General features: G+C 40.4%; 15 protein-coding genes. 3 read left to right on the forward strand and 12 right to left on the reverse strand.

Annotated features, from left to right (window positions below):
* Positions 1-44 precede the first annotated feature (44 nt).
* From ACOMC3_RS08515 to ACOMC3_RS08525, 3 genes are all read right to left on the reverse strand, one after another.
* Positions 45-545 (reverse strand): hypothetical protein, encoded by a 501-nt coding sequence (locus ACOMC3_RS08515; RefSeq protein ID WP_420319116.1) that lies wholly within the window; start codon positions 543-545, stop codon positions 45-47.
* The gene (locus ACOMC3_RS08520) at positions 545-2,422 is read right to left on the reverse strand and encodes a DNA topoisomerase IV subunit B (protein WP_420319117.1); all 1,878 of its coding nucleotides are present in this window, start codon (positions 2,420-2,422) and stop codon (positions 545-547) included. Before ACOMC3_RS08520 ends, ACOMC3_RS08515 begins: the two co-directional genes overlap by 1 nt.
* A 215-nt stretch (positions 2,423-2,637) precedes the next feature.
* Positions 2,638-3,102 carry a hypothetical protein gene (locus ACOMC3_RS08525; protein WP_420319118.1) on the reverse strand — a complete coding sequence of 155 codons (465 nt, stop codon included), beginning with the start codon at positions 3,100-3,102 and terminating at the stop codon, positions 2,638-2,640.
* A gap of 11 nt (positions 3,103-3,113) precedes the next feature.
* Here ACOMC3_RS08525 and ACOMC3_RS08530 point away from each other — a divergent pair, with 11 nt between their 5' ends.
* Entirely contained in the window at positions 3,114-4,322 is a 1,209-nt protein-coding gene (locus ACOMC3_RS08530) for a sterol desaturase family protein (RefSeq protein ID WP_420319119.1), read from the forward strand.
* 357 nt (positions 4,323-4,679) lie between these two features.
* Here ACOMC3_RS08530 and ACOMC3_RS08535 read toward each other — a convergent pair whose 3' ends face one another.
* From ACOMC3_RS08535 to ACOMC3_RS08550, 4 genes are all read right to left on the reverse strand, one after another.
* Positions 4,680-5,201, reverse strand: coding sequence for an SRPBCC family protein (locus ACOMC3_RS08535; RefSeq protein WP_420319120.1), 522 nt, complete (start codon positions 5,199-5,201; stop codon positions 4,680-4,682).
* A 12-nt stretch (positions 5,202-5,213) separates the two neighbouring features.
* Entirely contained in the window at positions 5,214-5,525 is a 312-nt protein-coding gene (locus ACOMC3_RS08540; protein WP_420319121.1) for an ArsR/SmtB family transcription factor, read from the reverse strand.
* Positions 5,526-5,638: 113 nt separating this feature from the next.
* Complete coding sequence (locus ACOMC3_RS08545) at positions 5,639-8,278, reverse strand: ABC transporter permease (protein ID WP_420319122.1); 2,640 nt, start codon at positions 8,276-8,278, stop codon at positions 5,639-5,641.
* The gene (locus ACOMC3_RS08550; protein ID WP_420319123.1) at positions 8,275-8,601 is read right to left on the reverse strand and encodes a PadR family transcriptional regulator; all 327 of its coding nucleotides are present in this window, start codon (positions 8,599-8,601) and stop codon (positions 8,275-8,277) included. Before ACOMC3_RS08550 ends, ACOMC3_RS08545 begins: the two co-directional genes overlap by 4 nt.
* Before the next feature lie 1,027 nt (positions 8,602-9,628).
* Between ACOMC3_RS08550 and mnmE the strand changes: the two genes are divergently transcribed.
* The gene (gene mnmE / locus ACOMC3_RS08555; protein WP_420319124.1) at positions 9,629-10,993 is read left to right on the forward strand and encodes a tRNA uridine-5-carboxymethylaminomethyl(34) synthesis GTPase MnmE; all 1,365 of its coding nucleotides are present in this window, start codon (positions 9,629-9,631) and stop codon (positions 10,991-10,993) included.
* Positions 10,994-11,001: 8 nt separating this feature from the next.
* On the opposite strand, the gene ACOMC3_RS08560 is transcribed toward mnmE, so the two are convergent.
* The 3 genes from ACOMC3_RS08560 to ACOMC3_RS08570 form a co-directional block, all read right to left on the reverse strand.
* A complete protein-coding gene (locus tag ACOMC3_RS08560; protein ID WP_420319125.1) occupies positions 11,002-11,493 on the reverse strand; it encodes a flotillin-like FloA family protein in 492 nt (163 codons plus the stop codon).
* A 69-nt stretch (positions 11,494-11,562) separates the two neighbouring features.
* Positions 11,563-11,931 carry a DUF413 domain-containing protein gene (gene maoP, locus ACOMC3_RS08565; protein WP_420319126.1) on the reverse strand — a complete coding sequence of 123 codons (369 nt, stop codon included), beginning with the start codon at positions 11,929-11,931 and terminating at the stop codon, positions 11,563-11,565.
* Between the two features lie 113 nt (positions 11,932-12,044).
* Positions 12,045-12,623: a hypothetical protein gene (locus ACOMC3_RS08570; protein WP_420319127.1), complete on the reverse strand. Its 579-nt coding sequence runs from the start codon at positions 12,621-12,623 to the stop codon at positions 12,045-12,047.
* Between the two features lie 13 nt (positions 12,624-12,636).
* Here ACOMC3_RS08570 and ACOMC3_RS08575 point away from each other — a divergent pair, with 13 nt between their 5' ends.
* A complete protein-coding gene (locus tag ACOMC3_RS08575; protein ID WP_420319128.1) occupies positions 12,637-14,055 on the forward strand; it encodes a hypothetical protein in 1,419 nt (472 codons plus the stop codon).
* A 230-nt stretch (positions 14,056-14,285) separates the two neighbouring features.
* On the opposite strand, the gene ACOMC3_RS08580 is transcribed toward ACOMC3_RS08575, so the two are convergent.
* Both ACOMC3_RS08580 and ACOMC3_RS08585 read right to left on the reverse strand, forming a co-directional pair.
* Positions 14,286-14,717 carry a c-type cytochrome gene (locus tag ACOMC3_RS08580; protein ID WP_420319129.1) on the reverse strand — a complete coding sequence of 144 codons (432 nt, stop codon included), beginning with the start codon at positions 14,715-14,717 and terminating at the stop codon, positions 14,286-14,288.
* Positions 14,718-14,861: 144 nt separating this feature from the next.
* Complete coding sequence (locus tag ACOMC3_RS08585; RefSeq protein ID WP_420319130.1) at positions 14,862-16,397, reverse strand: M20/M25/M40 family metallo-hydrolase; 1,536 nt, start codon at positions 16,395-16,397, stop codon at positions 14,862-14,864.
* Between the last annotated feature and the right edge of the window lie 329 nt (positions 16,398-16,726).

The following is a 16,726-nucleotide window of genomic DNA, read 5'->3' on the forward strand; positions in this document are numbered from 1 at the left end:
TGCATATTTTTTACAAAATATCATTTTTTGCATTATTTATACAATTAATTACTTGGCAATGATCTATTAGAGTCTATTTCTTCCTTATACTCGTGATGTGCTTTTCGTACATACGATCTAATTCGGTTTAACTCAGCGTCTATACGTTTAAAGTTTAAAGGGTACCAAATCGATGGTTTGCAGACTACTTCGTCTCCAAACTGATCATGCTGGTAAAGCTTAAATTTGTATAGTCCGTCCAGACTTACTATTTCAACATCCTTTACATTATGATATGGGATTTGAATCTCATAATCCCTCTCCTTCACGTATAGATTCTCTGAATCATAAGCAACCTCTTTCATTGATCTCATACGCTTCAGGAAGGACGGGTACCAATAAGCCAATAGAAAAATCGGATATCCAAAACCAATTATATACCCAAACCATCCTCCTCTTTGAATATGAGTGAATACATAAAACCCAACGAACAAGCATAGGAAACCGATTATTGTAATCTTGTAGATCAGGAAAGCACGTGTTGTCAGAGATTTAGATCGTTCCATTAGGCAACTTCAACTTCTTTCTCCACTTCTGCTATCAGGTCTTTTTCTACCCTTAGCTTATCAATGATGAATTGCTGTCTGTCCGGTGTGTTTTTGCCCATGTAAAAGGTGAGCAAGTCATGAATACTGGTATCCTTTTGAAGAATAACAGGATCCAAACGAATATCATCACCAATAAAAGCCGCAAACTCTCCAGGACTGATTTCTCCAAGCCCTTTAAACCTTGTAATCTCTGGCTTACTCCCCAGCTTAGCGATCGCATTCCTTCGCTCCTCTTCAGAATAGCAATAGATGGTCTCTTTCTTATTCCTCACTCTAAAAAGCGGTGTATCAAGAATGAAAATATGATTGTTTCTAACCAGTTCAGGGAAAAACTGTAGGAAGTAGGTCAATAGCAACAAGCGAATGTGCATACCATCCACATCAGCATCTGTAGCTATGACAATCTTACGATAGCGCAATCCTTCTAATCCATCTTCGATATTCAGAGCATGCTGAAGTAGATTAAACTCCTCATTTTCATACACTACCTTCTTTGTATGACCAAAACAGTTAAAAGGTTTACCACGCAGTGAGAAAACCGCCTGAGTCTGCACATTTCTTGATTTAGTAATTGAACCACTGGCAGAATCTCCTTCAGTGATGAAGATCATCGTTTCGTTCTTCTTGTCTTCATCGCCTTTCTTATCGTTGAAATGGATGCGGCAATCTCGTAGTTTCTTATTGTGAAGGTTTGCTTTCTTGGCACGTTCATTGGCCAACTTCTTAATTCCTGCAATCTCCTTACGTTCACGTTCAGATTGCTGGATTCGTTTTAGTAAAGCATCAGCAGTATCTGAGTTTCGATGCAAAAAGTTGTCTAATTCTTTCTTTACAAAATCATTTACAAACGTTCGCATGGTAGGGCCATCCGGTCCTACGTTTTGTGAGCCTAACTTTGTTTTGGTCTGACTCTCAAAAACCGGTTCCTGAACCCTGACGGCAACCGCACCAATGATCGCAGATCGTACATCTGCTGCATCAAATGTTTTTCCGTAAAATTCCCGAACAGTTTTAACTACCGCCTCCCGAAATGCAGCCAGATGCGTTCCACCCTGTGTGGTGTATTGACCGTTTACAAAAGAGTAATATTCTTCACCATATTGGTTGGCATGCGTCAATGCCACCTCGATATCATCTCCTTTTAAATGAATGATTGGATAGCGAAGATTTTCGACATCTGCCTTTCGAGTCAGTAGATCTTTAAGGCCATTTTCAGAATGGTATTTTTTACCATTTAAAACGATAGTTAAGCCTGAGTTTAAGTAGGCATAATTCCACATTAAATTGTCGAGGTACTCCGGAATGAAATGATAGTTTTTGAAGACGGTATCATCCGGTTCAAAAATGATTTGAGTTCCATTACGCCCTTCTGCTTTTTGAACCTTTGCATCGTTGGTGACTTCTCCTCTTTCGAACTCTGCAACCTTCGTTTCTCCATCCCGATAGCTCTGCACTTTGAAGTAATTGGATAGCGCATTTACGGCCTTGGTTCCTACCCCATTTAAGCCTACGGATTTTTGGAATGCTCCTGAATCATACTTACCACCGGTGTTGATTTTACTCACACAGTCAACCACTTTACCAAGTGGAATCCCTCGGCCATAATCACGTACTGTGACCCGATGATCAGTCACCTTCACATCGATGGTTCTGCCATGTCCCATCATGTGCTCATCGATACTGTTGTCTATGATCTCCTTTACCAACACGTAGATGCCATCGTCGGGTGAACTACCATCACCCAACTTACCTATGTACATACCTGGACGTAGACGAATATGCTCCTTCCAATCAAGTGACTTGATACTATCCTCGGTATAAATCGCTTCAGCCATACAGATGTCTATCTTTAATTTATTATGCCCTCTAATTTTCAGGCAGTATTGATTTTAAATCAGTTATTTAAGAAATTAAGATTAACTAATAAATTTAGTAATCTTCAGAATCCAAAGTAATGATAAAAATCCAATACTTACACGTAACAACTTAAGGCAATCAGGTAGTTTTACTTGAAATAAGTCAATTTAATAAGCTGATATTGAGCGCTTTGCTACTTATTTTTTATTATCAAAAAAATCAAGCCAATAATCCATATTCCAATAAGTGTGGGCCCAAGATAAGAGAGATATGCATAGCTCTCCGGGTTGATATGGTTTGTATTGTTTAGTACTCCGATGAATCCTACAATCGTAGTTAAGTAGAAATTGACAATAAATACTATTGATCTGATCCAAGCTGATAGCTCTTCATTCATGTTCTTAGTACCTTGACTGGTTGTTATGCGAAGAAGAATATTGATCACAACAAAAGCTCCAAAAAAGTAATAAAAGAAATTCTGTTTATGTACCTGAGTTACTCCATCGATAGCTAAGTCAACTGCTATAGGAAGGTAGGCATACACCAAGAGAAAGATTGCCGAAAATAGAAGTACAGAAATTCGATTGAGAACTTTGATCGCTTTTACCATGACTGCAAAACTAACCAGCCGATGAAAGAAATTGTTAGACCATATCATTAATTTTGAATATGGATTTCAACCCAGTTATACTTTCCATCCCCCTCTACTTCACCCTCATTGGATTTGAGCTCATTTACCAGCTCGTAAAGAAGGTGAAAGTGTATCGAACCAATGATGCGATATCTAACATTAGCTGTGGTATTTCTTCCCAGGTGACGAATGCTTTATGGGGTGTGCTTTCCATAGCCATGTATCAATATGTTTATGAGCATTGGTCGTTTACCACCATTCCTAATGCATGGTGGAGTTATATACTCTTATTCTTACTGGTGGACCTGATGTACTATTGGTTTCACCGTTCCAGTCATGAGATTAATTTTCTTTGGAATACCGCTCATGTAGTCCATCATCAAAGTGAGGATTACAACTTGTCTGTCGCACTTCGACAGGCTTCATTTGGCGGGGCATTTGCTATGGTCTTTTATCTACCCCTGGCTTTGATGGGTTTTAATACTTATGCCTTTCTAATAGTAAAAGGGTTGAATCTAATTTATCAGTTCTGGATACACACCGAAGCAATTGATAAGCTTCCCAGGTGGTTTGAGTATGTGTTTAACACACCCTCCCACCATCGGGTACACCATGGTAGGAATCCAAAATACATCGATAAGAATCATGCTGGAACGCTGATGATCTGGGATCGGATGTTTGGTTCTTTTCAGGCAGAAGAAGAAAAACCGACCTATGGTGTCACTAAGCCAACAAACACCTGGAATCCGGTTTGGGCCAATGTTTTACCCATTGTGGATATGACGAATCAGTTCAAAGCTACCCCTGGCTTTTGGAACAAATTGAAAGTGCTTTTCTATAAGCCTGGTTGGCAACCTGTTGAATTGGGAGGATATCAAATGGCACCAGAGGTAAATAAGAAAACCTATCAGAAATTTGATGTGCATCCGCATATACCGATGATTCGGTACGTATTTATGCAGTTTATCCTTGCAATAGGATTTACATCGTTATTTCTCTTTACTCATTCCAATTATGCACTCACTGTCAAGTTAACCATGGCCGGGTTCATTATGTGGTCAATCGCTCAGCTGGGTATTTTGATGGAGAATCGCAAAAGTTGGATTCCAATCGAATACGTACGATTGATAGCATCAGGAGTGCTGATCGTATTTATGATTGGCGGAACGCTTTCTTATGGCATTGCAGGGGCATTTTTATTGCTGTTTGGCTTCTGGTTTTACTCTGCTTCTCGAAGGACAGAGTAGGTACCTTGTCAAGTGAAAATACCATATAGAAGTCACCCCCTACCGAATCGTCGGACCGCCCGAAACGTCGGACCGCCCGAAACGTCGGACTGTCGCGAGGGGGAATAGATCCTAATTCCCTTGCGAACGAGGGACGAGTGAGACTTGGGAATCTCGTAGAGTTAACGGTAAGTCACCCCCTAACCCCCTCAAGGGGGAAAACTCCTGAAATGCACACCACCCAATCGACGGTACGGCGATACCCGGCAAAATCACGGGGTTGGCTGAAACAATGGCCGGGATTTGATTTAGCCTAGATCCTTCGATAACCTCAAGGTAATATCCAATAAACTGATTGTCAGAATTAAAAAATAATTATCAACCTACCCTCTTCTCATACTCTTCTTCCATCCGATTATGCGCTTTCCAAAATGCCTTAGGATCAATTGCATTTAGACGATCTGTCAGTATATCTAAATGCGTGTGCCACCCCGCGAAAGTTCCAATGCGGGCATCCCGATCTCTGTTAAGGTTAGAATGTGTTAGTGTTAGCTTTACATCATCACCTTGCTCTTCCAGCTTAAAAGTCACCTCACCTCCTTCCCAGCCAATAACTAACAAATGAGGTTCATTGTAGGTCAGAACATCTGCCAAGGAGGTCATGCCTCCTTCCAGGTCTTTGTACTTTTCTGGTATTACTTCTTTTTCTGGCGAGAGTCGATTGTGATCAAATTGATACTCGACTTTTCCACCAGGAACTGTATCCATAGGTCCCCCTGCAAACCACAAGGCTCGTTTATCTCCATCGGTTAGGTATTCCCAAACCCTTTCTATTGGGCCTGGCAGGATGCGTTCAAACTGTAAAGTGTGATCCTCTATAAGTTTTCCGTATTTCTCCATGGTAGTAATTAATTATTTGTTTTCTTCTTTCAGCAAGGCTTCAAGCTTATCCAGACGTGTATTCCAGAATCTGCGATATTGATGTACCCAAAGAGCTATTTCTCCTAGTTTATCCAAATTGGCATGACAATAGCGCTCCCTGCCTTTCTTCTTTGTCGACACTAATCCACATTCTTTAAGTATTCTCAGATGTTTGGAAACAGCTGGTCTACTCATTTGAAAATTGTCTGCCAACTCGTTTACATTTTGTGGTTGATCAGATAATATATCTAATATTCCCCTCCTTGTTGGATCTGCTACCGCTTGAAATACATCTCTTCGCATAATATGAAACCTTTCGGTTACAAGTATACTAAAAAGAAACCAATTGGTTACATTTAAATTAAAAATATATTCTAAAAGCCTGTATCAAAGAGCATGACATTAGTGACTGATAATCACTCCTGTCTCAAACTCTCTACAGGATTAGTAAGTGATGCTTTAATTGTCTGAAAGCTGATGGCTAATGCACCTATTAACAAAACAATCCCGGTGGCAAGAATGAAAATCCATGCATTAATAGTGGTTCGTTCAGCGAAGTTCTGAAGCCAATAATCCGTAGCAACGTATGCAACAGGCCATGAAACCAATGTTCCTATAAGCGTGGTACGCACCATACTATTTGACAATAACCAAACAAGTGTTGCAGTGCTTGCTCCTAGTACTTTACGAATGCCTACTTCCTGTCTACGTGTAGAGATATTGAATGAAATAAGTCCAACCAATCCTAAACAAGCGATTAAGATGGACAATGACGCCAAAACCAGAAATATCTTTGCAGTAGCTGCTTCATTCTGGTATAACTTTTCATATTCCTCATCCATAAAGAAGTACTGAAACGGATGATCATTGGTATAGCCTGCCCATAATTCATCAATACGCTCAATGGTCTTTCTAACGTCCTGATCACTTGTAAGCCGAATACTGATATACTGTGGTGATTCATCCATTAGCAGTTCCATCGATACGGGTAATACCGGCTGATGAAGCGATTCGACATGATAGTCTTTTACAACTCCGATGATCGTAACCAAGTCATCCATGTGCCAGGGTGATGTCAATTTTTGACCAATAGGGTCATCATATCCTAAAGCTTGTGCTGCAGTTTCATTTATGACTACCGAATGAATATCTGTTTGCTTATGTTCATCCGTGAAAAAACGACCAGATACCAGCTCAATGTTCATCACCTGATGATAGTTCTGATCTACCAGATTATTTGGAAACAAAAACGTTTCACCTTTATCCTTAGGACGATATGATCGAATATCATACCCCTTTCCGGGCAGGGTTTTGGTGTGTGACACCTGTTTGACATTGCTCATTGCAATCAATTCGTTTTCAAACGTCTCCAGATGATTCTGAAGGGCATCCGGACGTCTAATCACCATTACCTGCTCTTTATCAAAACCCAAATTCTTGGTAAGCATGTAATCGATCTGATTGTAGACAACCAGTGTTACGATAATAATCACAATGGAAGCGGCAAACTGGATAACCACGAGCCCATTTCTAAGCCAACCTGAGGTACCTACTGGTGACAAGGTGTTCTTCATTGCCCAAATCGGATGAAATCTGGAAAGTACAAATGCTGGATAGCTACCAGACAGAATTCCAACAAGTGTGGCAAAGATGATAAGCGCTATAGGTCCCCAAAAACTGGAGAGGATGCCGAATGCCAATTCTTTTTGTAACATCCATTCAAATGATGGCTGTAATGTATAGGATAGGAAGGCTGCTAATATACCGGCTGAAAGTGCTAATAGAACAGATTCAAAGATAAACTGCTTTACTAACAGCGACCAGCTGGACCCCATTACCTTTCGAATACCGACCTCTCTTGCTCGAGTAGCTGATTGAGCAGTAGCCATGTTTACATAGTTGAAGATGGCAATAAAGAGAATGATGAAACCAATGACGGCATAAATGTATATGTAGGACAGGTTCCCAATTGGTGTTAGCTCCTTTGTGAAATCGGATTTAAGATGAATGTCTTTCATCGACATGAGCTCATACCCTACCCAGTTTCCGGAAGCCTCCCACTCACCGATGGTTTGCCCTGTATAGTATTCAATCTGAGGTGCCATGTGATTGTAAAAGATGTCACGCATGCTTTCTTCCAAATCTTTGATATCTGTCCCTTCACTAAGCAATAAGTACGTGTGTGCTCCATTTCCAATCCAGTTATTGCCTTTGTCAACATCCGGAAGTGAATTAAGGGAAGCCAGCATATCAAACTGAATGTGTGAATTGGGTGGTGGGTCTGCGACTATTCCTGTAATGATATAGAATGACGAATCGGTATCAAGCTGGATTTGCTTGCCTACCGCTCGCTGGTCTCCAAAGAATTTTTCCGCATAAGATGTAGTAAGAACAAGTGATCGAGGATGCTTAAAGACCTCCTTCGACTTTCCTTCGATTAAGTTGAAATCGAAAAACTCAAAAAAGGAAGGGTCTACATAAAAAAGACCATCTTCTATGAATTTACGATCACCTTCTTCTAGCAAGACTGGATCACTTTGCACGATTCTCACCGCACTTTTAACAGCGGCATAATCATTCACCGCCACTGCAGCTAGTGGTGCACTTGCAGGTGCTTCCCTGTTCTGCTTGCCATTGATCACCGCGACGTTACTCACCCGATAGATCTGTTCATACTTTGTATGAAAACGATCGTAACTGAGCTCATTTATAATATAGAAGGCAATCAGCACAAAACTGGTTAGACCGATTGTTAGTCCTGTGAGATTGGTGAGGAAATAGCGCTTATTCCTTGCGAAATTCCTGACTGAAGTGAAGTAGAAGTTTTTAAACATAGCAATATTTGAGTTTGACCTTGATTGTTTGAATGCGAAGGGACGTATTGCACTGAATACATCCAGGAAATAATGAAGGGCTGCTTTGAATCTTCCGTTTCGCTCCATCCGAAGATGATACAGCTCCTCCAGGTCACCCTGTAGAAACTCCAGCACATTTTCTGAGCAAAACCAGTGAAGGAGTTTTCGAGCAAGCTTTGGTGGATTGGATTGGTTTTTCATGAGCTTGGTTTCAGATTTAGTCCTGGCACTTCTCTTGAGAAGGCCATCCGTAGCTCATTTGCTTCTTCCAATACTTTGATGCCGTGAGTAGTAAGACGATAGTATTTCTTCCGTCTTCCTCCTCTTTCACTGGTAGCTCCTCCTTCAGAAGCCTCTAAATAACCTTTTTCCTCTAGGCGATACAATGCTGAATGCAATGCGCCAATGCTTGGGTTCTTCTTGGTTTTCTCCTTAAGGATCTCCTTGATGGTGACGCCATAAGCATCTTCACCCAGCACCCCTACTGCCAGCAATACCAATTCTTCAAAAGCTCCGAGTTTCATTTTAGTCCTATTTATTTCCTATTTACAAAACAAATATAAACTTATTTATTTCCTATTTGCAAATGAAATGAGTAAAAACTAGCATAATCGTAGAATCGAAGGATACAGAATACACATAAGAGTTAAGAACTGCAATGTCGTCTTCTAGGGCTCTTTCTACTTCTAAACCATGAACTACCCGCTATTCCCTTGCGAGTGAGGAACAAAGCGAGACTTGGGAATCTTATAGAACTAAAGATAAACTCATCTCCAGCCCCTGATCCATCGGACCACTCGAGCTTAGAGAGGAGAGCATTTGCGGTAACTATAGAAAACACACTTCATTATTGCCAGTACGGAGAAAAGCGGCTAAATCACGGGGGATGACTTGTGTAGGGACCGGGATTTGATTTTACTTATCCAGACCCATAAGCATTCTTAAAGTCTAAAAAGCTAGAAATCTATTATCCAGCATAGGATCAACCGCGAGAAACGTTGACGGCTTTCCCTCAGGCCGGGAGGCCATTCCTTTTCCATTGATGAAAAGAAATGAAAAATCTAGAAACCTCTAAAGCTATCAGCCCGCATTGCCGGTCGCTTGCCCGCAGAGGTTTCATTTCCTCCGCACCTTAAACTATTATAATTACACAACCCTAAGGATAAGAAATACTTCCTTATCCTAATCGTCGGAACGACGAAACACGGCAAAATCACGGGGAAGGCCCGTGCAAGGGCCGGGATTTGATTTTGCCTTGATTTTTTTCCCTCTGCGATACTTGTTTCATCTAAAGAAAAATGAAGAGCCTCCTGAATTACAAACTCACCCCAGCCCCTCTCTAGCTTAGAGACGGGTAGATTTGCGGAAATATTGGAATACACGCCCCCTATTCGACGGTACAGCGATACCCGACAACATTAATCAAGTTAACCCGCTAGCCTACACGATATTTTAGTAATTCGCTGCGATGCAGCGATAGTGATAGACACTTTCTTCATTAAGGAAGAAAGTAAAGAAAAACATCTCCATTTCTCCTATACTTTTGCACCCATGTCTCACATCAACGACACGATCACAGCGCTAGCCACTCCTCCCGGGCAGGGTGCCTTGGGCATTATCCGTGTTTCCGGTTCTGAAACGATACCTATTGTGAACGGGCTATTTCGAGGAAAGGACTTGACCAAAGTAAACTCGCATACCGTACACCTGGGGACTATTCGGGACGATGAAAACACGATCATTGATGAGGTTTTAGTAACCCTATTCAAAGGGCCGCACTCCTACACCAAAGAAGATGTCATCGAGATTTCCAGCCATGGTTCGCAATACATCCTGCAGAAAATCCTTGGGCTTTTAGTTCGCAAAGGAGCTCGGCTGGCTAAGCCCGGAGAGTTTACCCAAAAAGCATTTCTGAACGGTCGATTTGATCTGGCACAAGCTGAGGCAGTAGCAGACCTGATCGCCTCAGAGAATGCCAGCATGCAACAAACAGCTATGAAGCAAATGCGAGGTGGGTTCTCTGATGAAATCAAAAACCTGAGAGAGCAGCTGGTACACTTTGCCTCCATGATTGAGCTTGAATTGGACTTTGCAGAGGAAGATGTAGAGTTTGCTGACCGGCAGGGACTGACTGATCTGATTAATAAGATCCAGACATTGATTCAATCGCTTATTTCAAGTTTTGAATATGGTAATGCGATTAAAAATGGCATCCCTACCGTGATAGCTGGTAAACCCAATGCAGGCAAGTCTACCCTACTTAACGCACTGCTAAATGAAGAAAAAGCCATTGTCTCGGATGTGGCTGGCACCACTCGTGACTTCATTGAGGACTCCATCTACCTGGATGGGATTGCGTTCCGGTTTATAGACACAGCGGGTATTCGTGAAACGGAAGATAAGGTGGAAAGCATCGGTGTGAAACGTACGCTGGAGAAGATGAAACAAGCCAGCCTTGTGATCTATATGATTGATCTGGCGAACGATAATGTCCACGATATTATTGAACAGATAAAAGGATTAAAGCAATCGAACGTCCCCTACCTTATAGTTGGTAATAAAGAAGATGAAGCAAGAAAGGAATTGAAAGAAGCTATTCAAGAAGAATCACCTGTTTTCATCTCTGCTAAAAGTAAAACACACCTGGATGAATTGAAGAATCGACTCAAGGTCTTTGTTCAGGAAACTAAAAGTTCCAGCGATGTGATAGTTACCAACGCCCGACACCTTCAAAGCCTACAGCTAACCGACGAGGCACTCAACCGTGTAATCGAGGGCATCAACATGCAGATGAGCAACGACCTGGTAGCTCAGGACATCCGGTCTGCTCTCTTCCACTTAGGCGAAATTACTGGCGAGGTGACTACCGATGATTTGCTGGAGAATATCTTTTCGAAGTTTTGTATCGGGAAGTAGGAAAATGACTAAGCCATTCTTTCTAGAAATCGCTCCACGTCATCAATTTGATCATCTGTAAGCTTATGGCTTATCTTGTTTGCTAATGCTTCCCTCTTCTCCTTGTATCCTGGTGAAGATTGTTTCGTCTTTAACTCCAAAAACTTATCTAAGTCCTCTCCTGCCAGGTCTGCGCTTGATACTTCCTTATAAGTCACTGCTAGATTCTTATTCTTTGCCTTGATCATCGTCTTTACCACCTCAGCGACATTCCCTCCTGCAAGTGCATGTGACTCTAAATCCACACTTGTAAGTCTCAGTCCTGCTTTTGTACTGGTGATAAGTGCAAAAACAATATCCTTTACCGGGGACTTTCTGATGCGCATAAAGACTAGTTCTAAGAGCCTAATACGCACTCCTGCAAAAACCGTAGTGAGCCAAAGATTGAAAGGAACTAAGTAGAAAAAGATAAATAAGACGACAGCTCCGAATAGGATTAAAATGAGTAGTTCTGTAATCATACTAGATAGTGATTTTAATAAATGTTTTAATTAGCATCAAAATACTTGAGTTTTGAATCTACATGTTATCTATTCTTGAGATTCTTTTACATCAGTAACATCTTCCCGAGCATAGAATGTATCGTTTGAAATTTTAGGTCTTCGTTTCAATGCCTCACTGAGTCCTTTTTCCAGGCTCTTTCTTTTTTGATAAAGCACCCATGCTTGTTCTTCTATTGAAAAAGGATGTTCGTTTTTTACTGCCTTAATAAACATCTTTTGTTTTTCACTGATCGGCTCCAACTTTCCTTCTAACAATGCTTCAAACCAATGACCGTATTTTTCCAGAATGGCAATCATTTCATCAGAAAAGGCTGGTAGGTTCTTGATTTTGCTGTCAATCACGTATGTACCTTTCTCATGCAAATAGTAAAGATGGTCTTCTTTCGTGCTGGGCATTCTTAAATCTAACAAACACCCACCAAACGATAATGTGCCTAGTCTAACAATCTATTTACACGCACGGTACACGCACTGTAAACAATTTATTCCTTAAACAAAAAGTGAGATTCTTATCTAGGTTTTCGAACCTTAAATGAGCGCTTGCCAAAAGTATTGTCTCTAATTCTTCCTTCATCAGCATCACAATCTTCAACCACTTCAAGCATTTCAAACACCAGCCGATCTATCTGGGCATTTTCTATTACGTCAAGAAAAACCATGTCAACATCGTCGCTTCTCGTAGCATTATAGTTAATATTTGTTATGCTTTGATTCTTTGAAAAAGAAATGAAACCTGAATCAGGAAAAGCGGGAGAAGCGAATTCTGTTGCAAAAAATACTATATATGTTGATTCTGTTTCCTCATCGTCGTAGAGGTCCAAGTTGAATCCAGCATAGTAATCTAGTATATCAATTGAATCACACTTAAAGGCCTCTTCCAATTCCCATTCTCCCTGCAGCTCTTCAAAAAATATTTTCAAATTGTCAATTGGAATACATGTTGTGCACTCGCAATTGGTACATTGATCATTGCACGAGAGGCAATCATCGATATCTCCATTACAACTGATTAGTGAAGAAAAACTTCCAGCCAGAATTAAAAAGACAATTGCTAAAATTACTGATGAGGATTGAGTATATTTTCGCATAAAGCTCAAGGTGATGCTCTATAAAATTATCTATTTTTTTTTAATCTTTAGTTTATTAAGTGTAAAGAGCTACTCACAACCAACCATCGACGATTGCTACAATTATTATTACGAGAATGAAATAGATTCAGCCTTTCATTGTGTTGATTTTGTCATTCCTGATTTGATTGAGCAAAATGATTCCCGAGTAATTAGTTTGTATAATTTAAAAGGCGTTCTTTTTGAAGAAACGAATGATCTTAGAAAAGCACGTGAAGCATATTTGGGGGGAATCTCACTAATAGAGTCTTCTTCATTTGAAGTTGAGAAAGAATTTGGTGATATATATAGAAGTTTAGCCTGGTTGAGTTACAGTCAAGGGAATACTATTTCAGCACTTGAGAATTACTTGGAAGCTTTTTCAATTTATATTGAAACGCAAGATGTAACTGGAAAATACAGTACACAAATGGACGTTGCACAGCTTTACAGGAATCAGTTTTTGTTTGATGATGCAATGGAGTTGATCGAATGTGCGGAAAATGATATGGATATTGTATTTTCAGATCCGAATGATGCATACAAACAAAGTCAATTAGGGAATCACTTTTTAAATGAAGGAATCATTTACTTTCATAAATTCGATAAATCGTTCAACGAAAAAACTGAGGAGGCTTTTATAAAGGCAATTCAGGCATTTAAGCGTGCGAAAGATGAAGTGAGTCTCCTTGAAAGCCGGATGGTTTATCAAATATTGAAATATGAATCTGAGAAAACCACTCAGCCAATCATCACAAATGATCTCACAGTTTCATACGAAGATGTGATTCAGCAAGACAACTTACGCTACATGCATTTTCTCCTTAAAGGCGATTCTGTTTCTTCTCCGGCAGTCAATCTTGCCGTTTCCTATTATGACTCGGCTTTTAAAATAGCGCAGCAATTAAAGAGTTCTGAGTTTATGATAAGATCTATTGAACGTTTGATTAACTTAAATCATCAGTATGGTGACACATTGTTGTCCGGTGATCATTTAGCGAGAATCACCCGCATCGAGCGTGGCATCCGCAATGGTATGATAGAAAAGCGGGATGAAATCAACTCGAAAAGAGCAGAATTGGAAGCCTTGTTTAATTGTAAAGAGGACGAATCTTGTTCAGGAAGTAAACTTAATATTTTTAATATCTGTATGCCTATTTATGACGTTATCGCTATAACCTTCGGGATATTAACTTTGATTGCCATGATTATCATAGCACTCATTAATATCAATTTAAATCCGTTTTCACAATGGCTCTTGCGAGTGGTGATTTCAATAGCTGCAGCCGGAGTTGCCGTTACCATTTCTGGTTTGATAAGTGTGGAAATATCCGGTATTGTAAAAGCTGGGGGAGCAATAGCAGTATTTGTTTTGGTTTATTTAACGAATCCTCCTAAGCTTTTAAATCAGTAAAACTTCTTCAATAAAGGAATGCCATCTTATTCATACTTCAATTCCTGATAAAAATTTTGGATGAAAAAGATGGTCAGAAATGTACCCTACCTGCCTATACCTTAGGTGATAATGTTTCCTTTACTACAATACAAGCCTGCACCAGTACCTTTCGTGAGTAAGTATCTGTTGCACAAAATTCAATTGCTTAATCTAAACCCAAGCTTAAAAATGGAGATTACCAATCATAGTTAGTTTTCATTTTGAGCCAATTCTTTTACATACACTACTACGCTCCAAATCTCCTCTTCTGTGAGCATCGTCTTAAAGGGTTGCATCAAGCCACGTCCCTCGGAAAGTTTCCAGAATATCGCACCATCAGATTGTTGCATAAAATCCTTTTTCGTGAAATTTTTGGGTTTCTGTTCTAAGGTCTTCGCAATGTTTGTTTCTGCATTGCCATATGTGCCGTGGCAAACGACACATTCGTCGGTATATATCTCTTTTCCAAGTTTCAGGGCAGCTTCTTTATCTTTTATAGGGTTGACTAACTTATCTGCCTCAGGAGCTGCTATCCAAGGCACTACTTGACTGGACGTTTGAGCCATAAGTGTAGACTGACATAATATGAATGCACAAAACAATGTCGTGCAAAAAATAAGGGAAGATATTGACTTTTTCATGATCTAAAGTTTGATTAATGGAAAACAAATTGCACCAATAAACTGAAGGTCACAATGAGATTAGATGGAGGAAGTATTGATTTAAATCAATACCAACTAAAGCTATTAATCCTCCTTTATAAAAGCAAAACAATGGTATTTATCTCAGTCGGTTTCTGAGGCCTCTATCTCTTCCCTTGGTAACATCTCATCGCGCATTGCAGTGTTGTAAACAAATCCTGCAACGATAGTAGCAATCTGCTGGAGATCGTCAATAACCAAACGCTCGTAGGTATCCATGTTGGTATGGTGCGTCCGAGACCAATACTCGACCGGATCCTGAATAAACTGGAATCCCGGGATGCCGATTGCATCAAAACCTAAATGATCTGTTCCTCCCGTATTTCTTACGGTAATGGTAGTATTCTCCATGATGTCATCATATGAGCCAAACCAATCCTTGAAAATGGGACCTACTTCCTCATTGCCTTGCAAATAGATGCCTCGGATTCTTCCTGTACCATTGTCGATGTTGTAGTAAGCGGATATTTTGCTATGCTCTGGCTTTAAAGCCATCGTTTCAGCATCACCAAAATGGTTTTTCACATAGTTGCGAGACCCAAAAATTCCTTGTTCTTCCCCACCCCATAAGGCAATGCGTACTGTGCGTTTAGGTTGAAGACCAGCTTCTTGAAGAATACGAACTGCTTCCATCATCACGATGCATCCTGCTCCATTATCGGTTGCACCAGTCCCTCCATGCCAGGAATCTAAATGTCCACCTAACATTACTATTTCATCCTTTAAATCAGGATCAGAACCGGGTATCTCTGCTACTACATTATATCCTGTAAGATCGTCCGTTTTAAACGTGGTTTTCACTTCAGCTTCCACTTCCACTGATACTCCGTTCTCAACAAGGCGCGCCATAAGATTGACGTGCTCCGGGGCTGTCTCCAATTCACAAACACCCGCTGGTGTATCTTTATCGTAGCTTCTCGGGCTGCTGGTAAAAAGTGTGCCGTGTCGCCCCCTCACTCCTTTGATAATCAAAGCAACCCCTTCATCTTTAAGAAATGTATTCAATGTAGTGCCAAAAGCCCTTCGCTTACGAAAGGCAGCAATTTCATCTTCTGTCCATTGCCTTCTTTCTGTACGTGGTTCATTCATTTCATCCAGGTCTTCTTCAGTATATCGTAACGCATCTGCCTCAAAAGTAGGCGACTGGTCCCCTCTTGGTTTGAATGCGACAATCGCCCCTTTTAACTTTCCCCTGTACTTCTCAAAATCTTCTTCATTATTAATCTCTACGAAAAGTACTTCACCAGAAACTTCACCATCTGTACTTTCTGTCCATGCTTCCGGTACAGCTATGAATGGCATATAATATGGTTTGGTCATTGCGATGTAGCTTTTGTTTACTTCCCATCCGCGACCAAATTCACCCCAGGCCTCCTTCTGTGCATTTTCCAAACCCCACTCAGTTAGCTGATTTATGGCGTATTGTGCAGCTCTTTCATATCCTGCTGAATTAGACAGCCTTGGTCCGGCTTTATCAATCAGTTCAAAGGCGATTTGCTCTACTTGTGAGTTTTCAAGACCTTCCTTTTTGATTTTTTCGATGGCTACTGCATCAATGTTTTCCTGAGCGTACGAAACAAATGCGAATAGCAACACTGGAATAAGTAGTAATCTCTTCATTAGTATAAGGGTTAGATTTAAATCAAGATCATAAATATACTCATCTGCCTAGAAGGTGTAATGGATTTTGTGATAAGTGGAGGTTTGGGGTTGTAGATAAGGTTTGATTATACGGTATTCAAAGTCCTAAGGCTGACAGGTATCATGAAAGACTGGATGTCTAAAATAAACCTACCATTTTCGCTCAAACTGCTATGGCTCTTCATTTTTGCCTTGATGCAAAAACGAAGCAAAAAGATCAAGGCTGTAAATCCTTCGCTAAAAAATTGAATCGTTTACGTATTCAAAATCAAACTCGCTACGCTCTAACAGTGATTTTGAATTTCAAT

It is taken from the genome of Ekhidna sp., from assembly GCF_965212185.1.
Lineage (GTDB): Bacteria > Bacteroidota > Bacteroidia > Cytophagales > Cyclobacteriaceae > Ekhidna.

Bases quoted from the DNA above. Each gene is read 5' to 3' on its own strand.
- ACOMC3_RS08570 (WP_420319127.1), bottom strand. From the start codon at position 12,623: ATGCGAAAATATACTCAATCCTCATCAGTAATTTTAGCAATTGTCTTT.
- ACOMC3_RS08525 (WP_420319118.1), bottom strand. From the start codon at position 3,102: ATGATATGGTCTAACAATTTCTTTCATCGGCTGGTTAGTTTTGCAGTC.
- maoP (WP_420319126.1), bottom strand. From the start codon at position 11,931: ATGCCCAGCACGAAAGAAGACCATCTTTACTATTTGCATGAGAAAGGT.
- ACOMC3_RS08560 (WP_420319125.1), bottom strand. From the start codon at position 11,493: ATGATTACAGAACTACTCATTTTAATCCTATTCGGAGCTGTCGTCTTA.
- ACOMC3_RS08515 (WP_420319116.1), bottom strand. From the start codon at position 545: ATGGAACGATCTAAATCTCTGACAACACGTGCTTTCCTGATCTACAAG.
- ACOMC3_RS08530 (WP_420319119.1), top strand. From the start codon at position 3,114: ATGGATTTCAACCCAGTTATACTTTCCATCCCCCTCTACTTCACCCTC.
- ACOMC3_RS08540 (WP_420319121.1), bottom strand. From the start codon at position 5,525: ATGCGAAGAGATGTATTTCAAGCGGTAGCAGATCCAACAAGGAGGGGA.
- ACOMC3_RS08575 (WP_420319128.1), top strand. From the start codon at position 12,637: ATGCTCTATAAAATTATCTATTTTTTTTTAATCTTTAGTTTATTAAGT.
- ACOMC3_RS08535 (WP_420319120.1), bottom strand. From the start codon at position 5,201: ATGGAGAAATACGGAAAACTTATAGAGGATCACACTTTACAGTTTGAA.
- mnmE (WP_420319124.1), top strand. From the start codon at position 9,629: ATGTCTCACATCAACGACACGATCACAGCGCTAGCCACTCCTCCCGGG.
- ACOMC3_RS08520 (WP_420319117.1), bottom strand. From the start codon at position 2,422: ATGGCTGAAGCGATTTATACCGAGGATAGTATCAAGTCACTTGATTGG.
- ACOMC3_RS08580 (WP_420319129.1), bottom strand. From the start codon at position 14,717: ATGAAAAAGTCAATATCTTCCCTTATTTTTTGCACGACATTGTTTTGT.
- ACOMC3_RS08550 (WP_420319123.1), bottom strand. From the start codon at position 8,601: ATGAAACTCGGAGCTTTTGAAGAATTGGTATTGCTGGCAGTAGGGGTG.
- ACOMC3_RS08585 (WP_420319130.1), bottom strand. From the start codon at position 16,397: ATGAAGAGATTACTACTTATTCCAGTGTTGCTATTCGCATTTGTTTCG.
- ACOMC3_RS08545 (WP_420319122.1), bottom strand. From the start codon at position 8,278: ATGAAAAACCAATCCAATCCACCAAAGCTTGCTCGAAAACTCCTTCAC.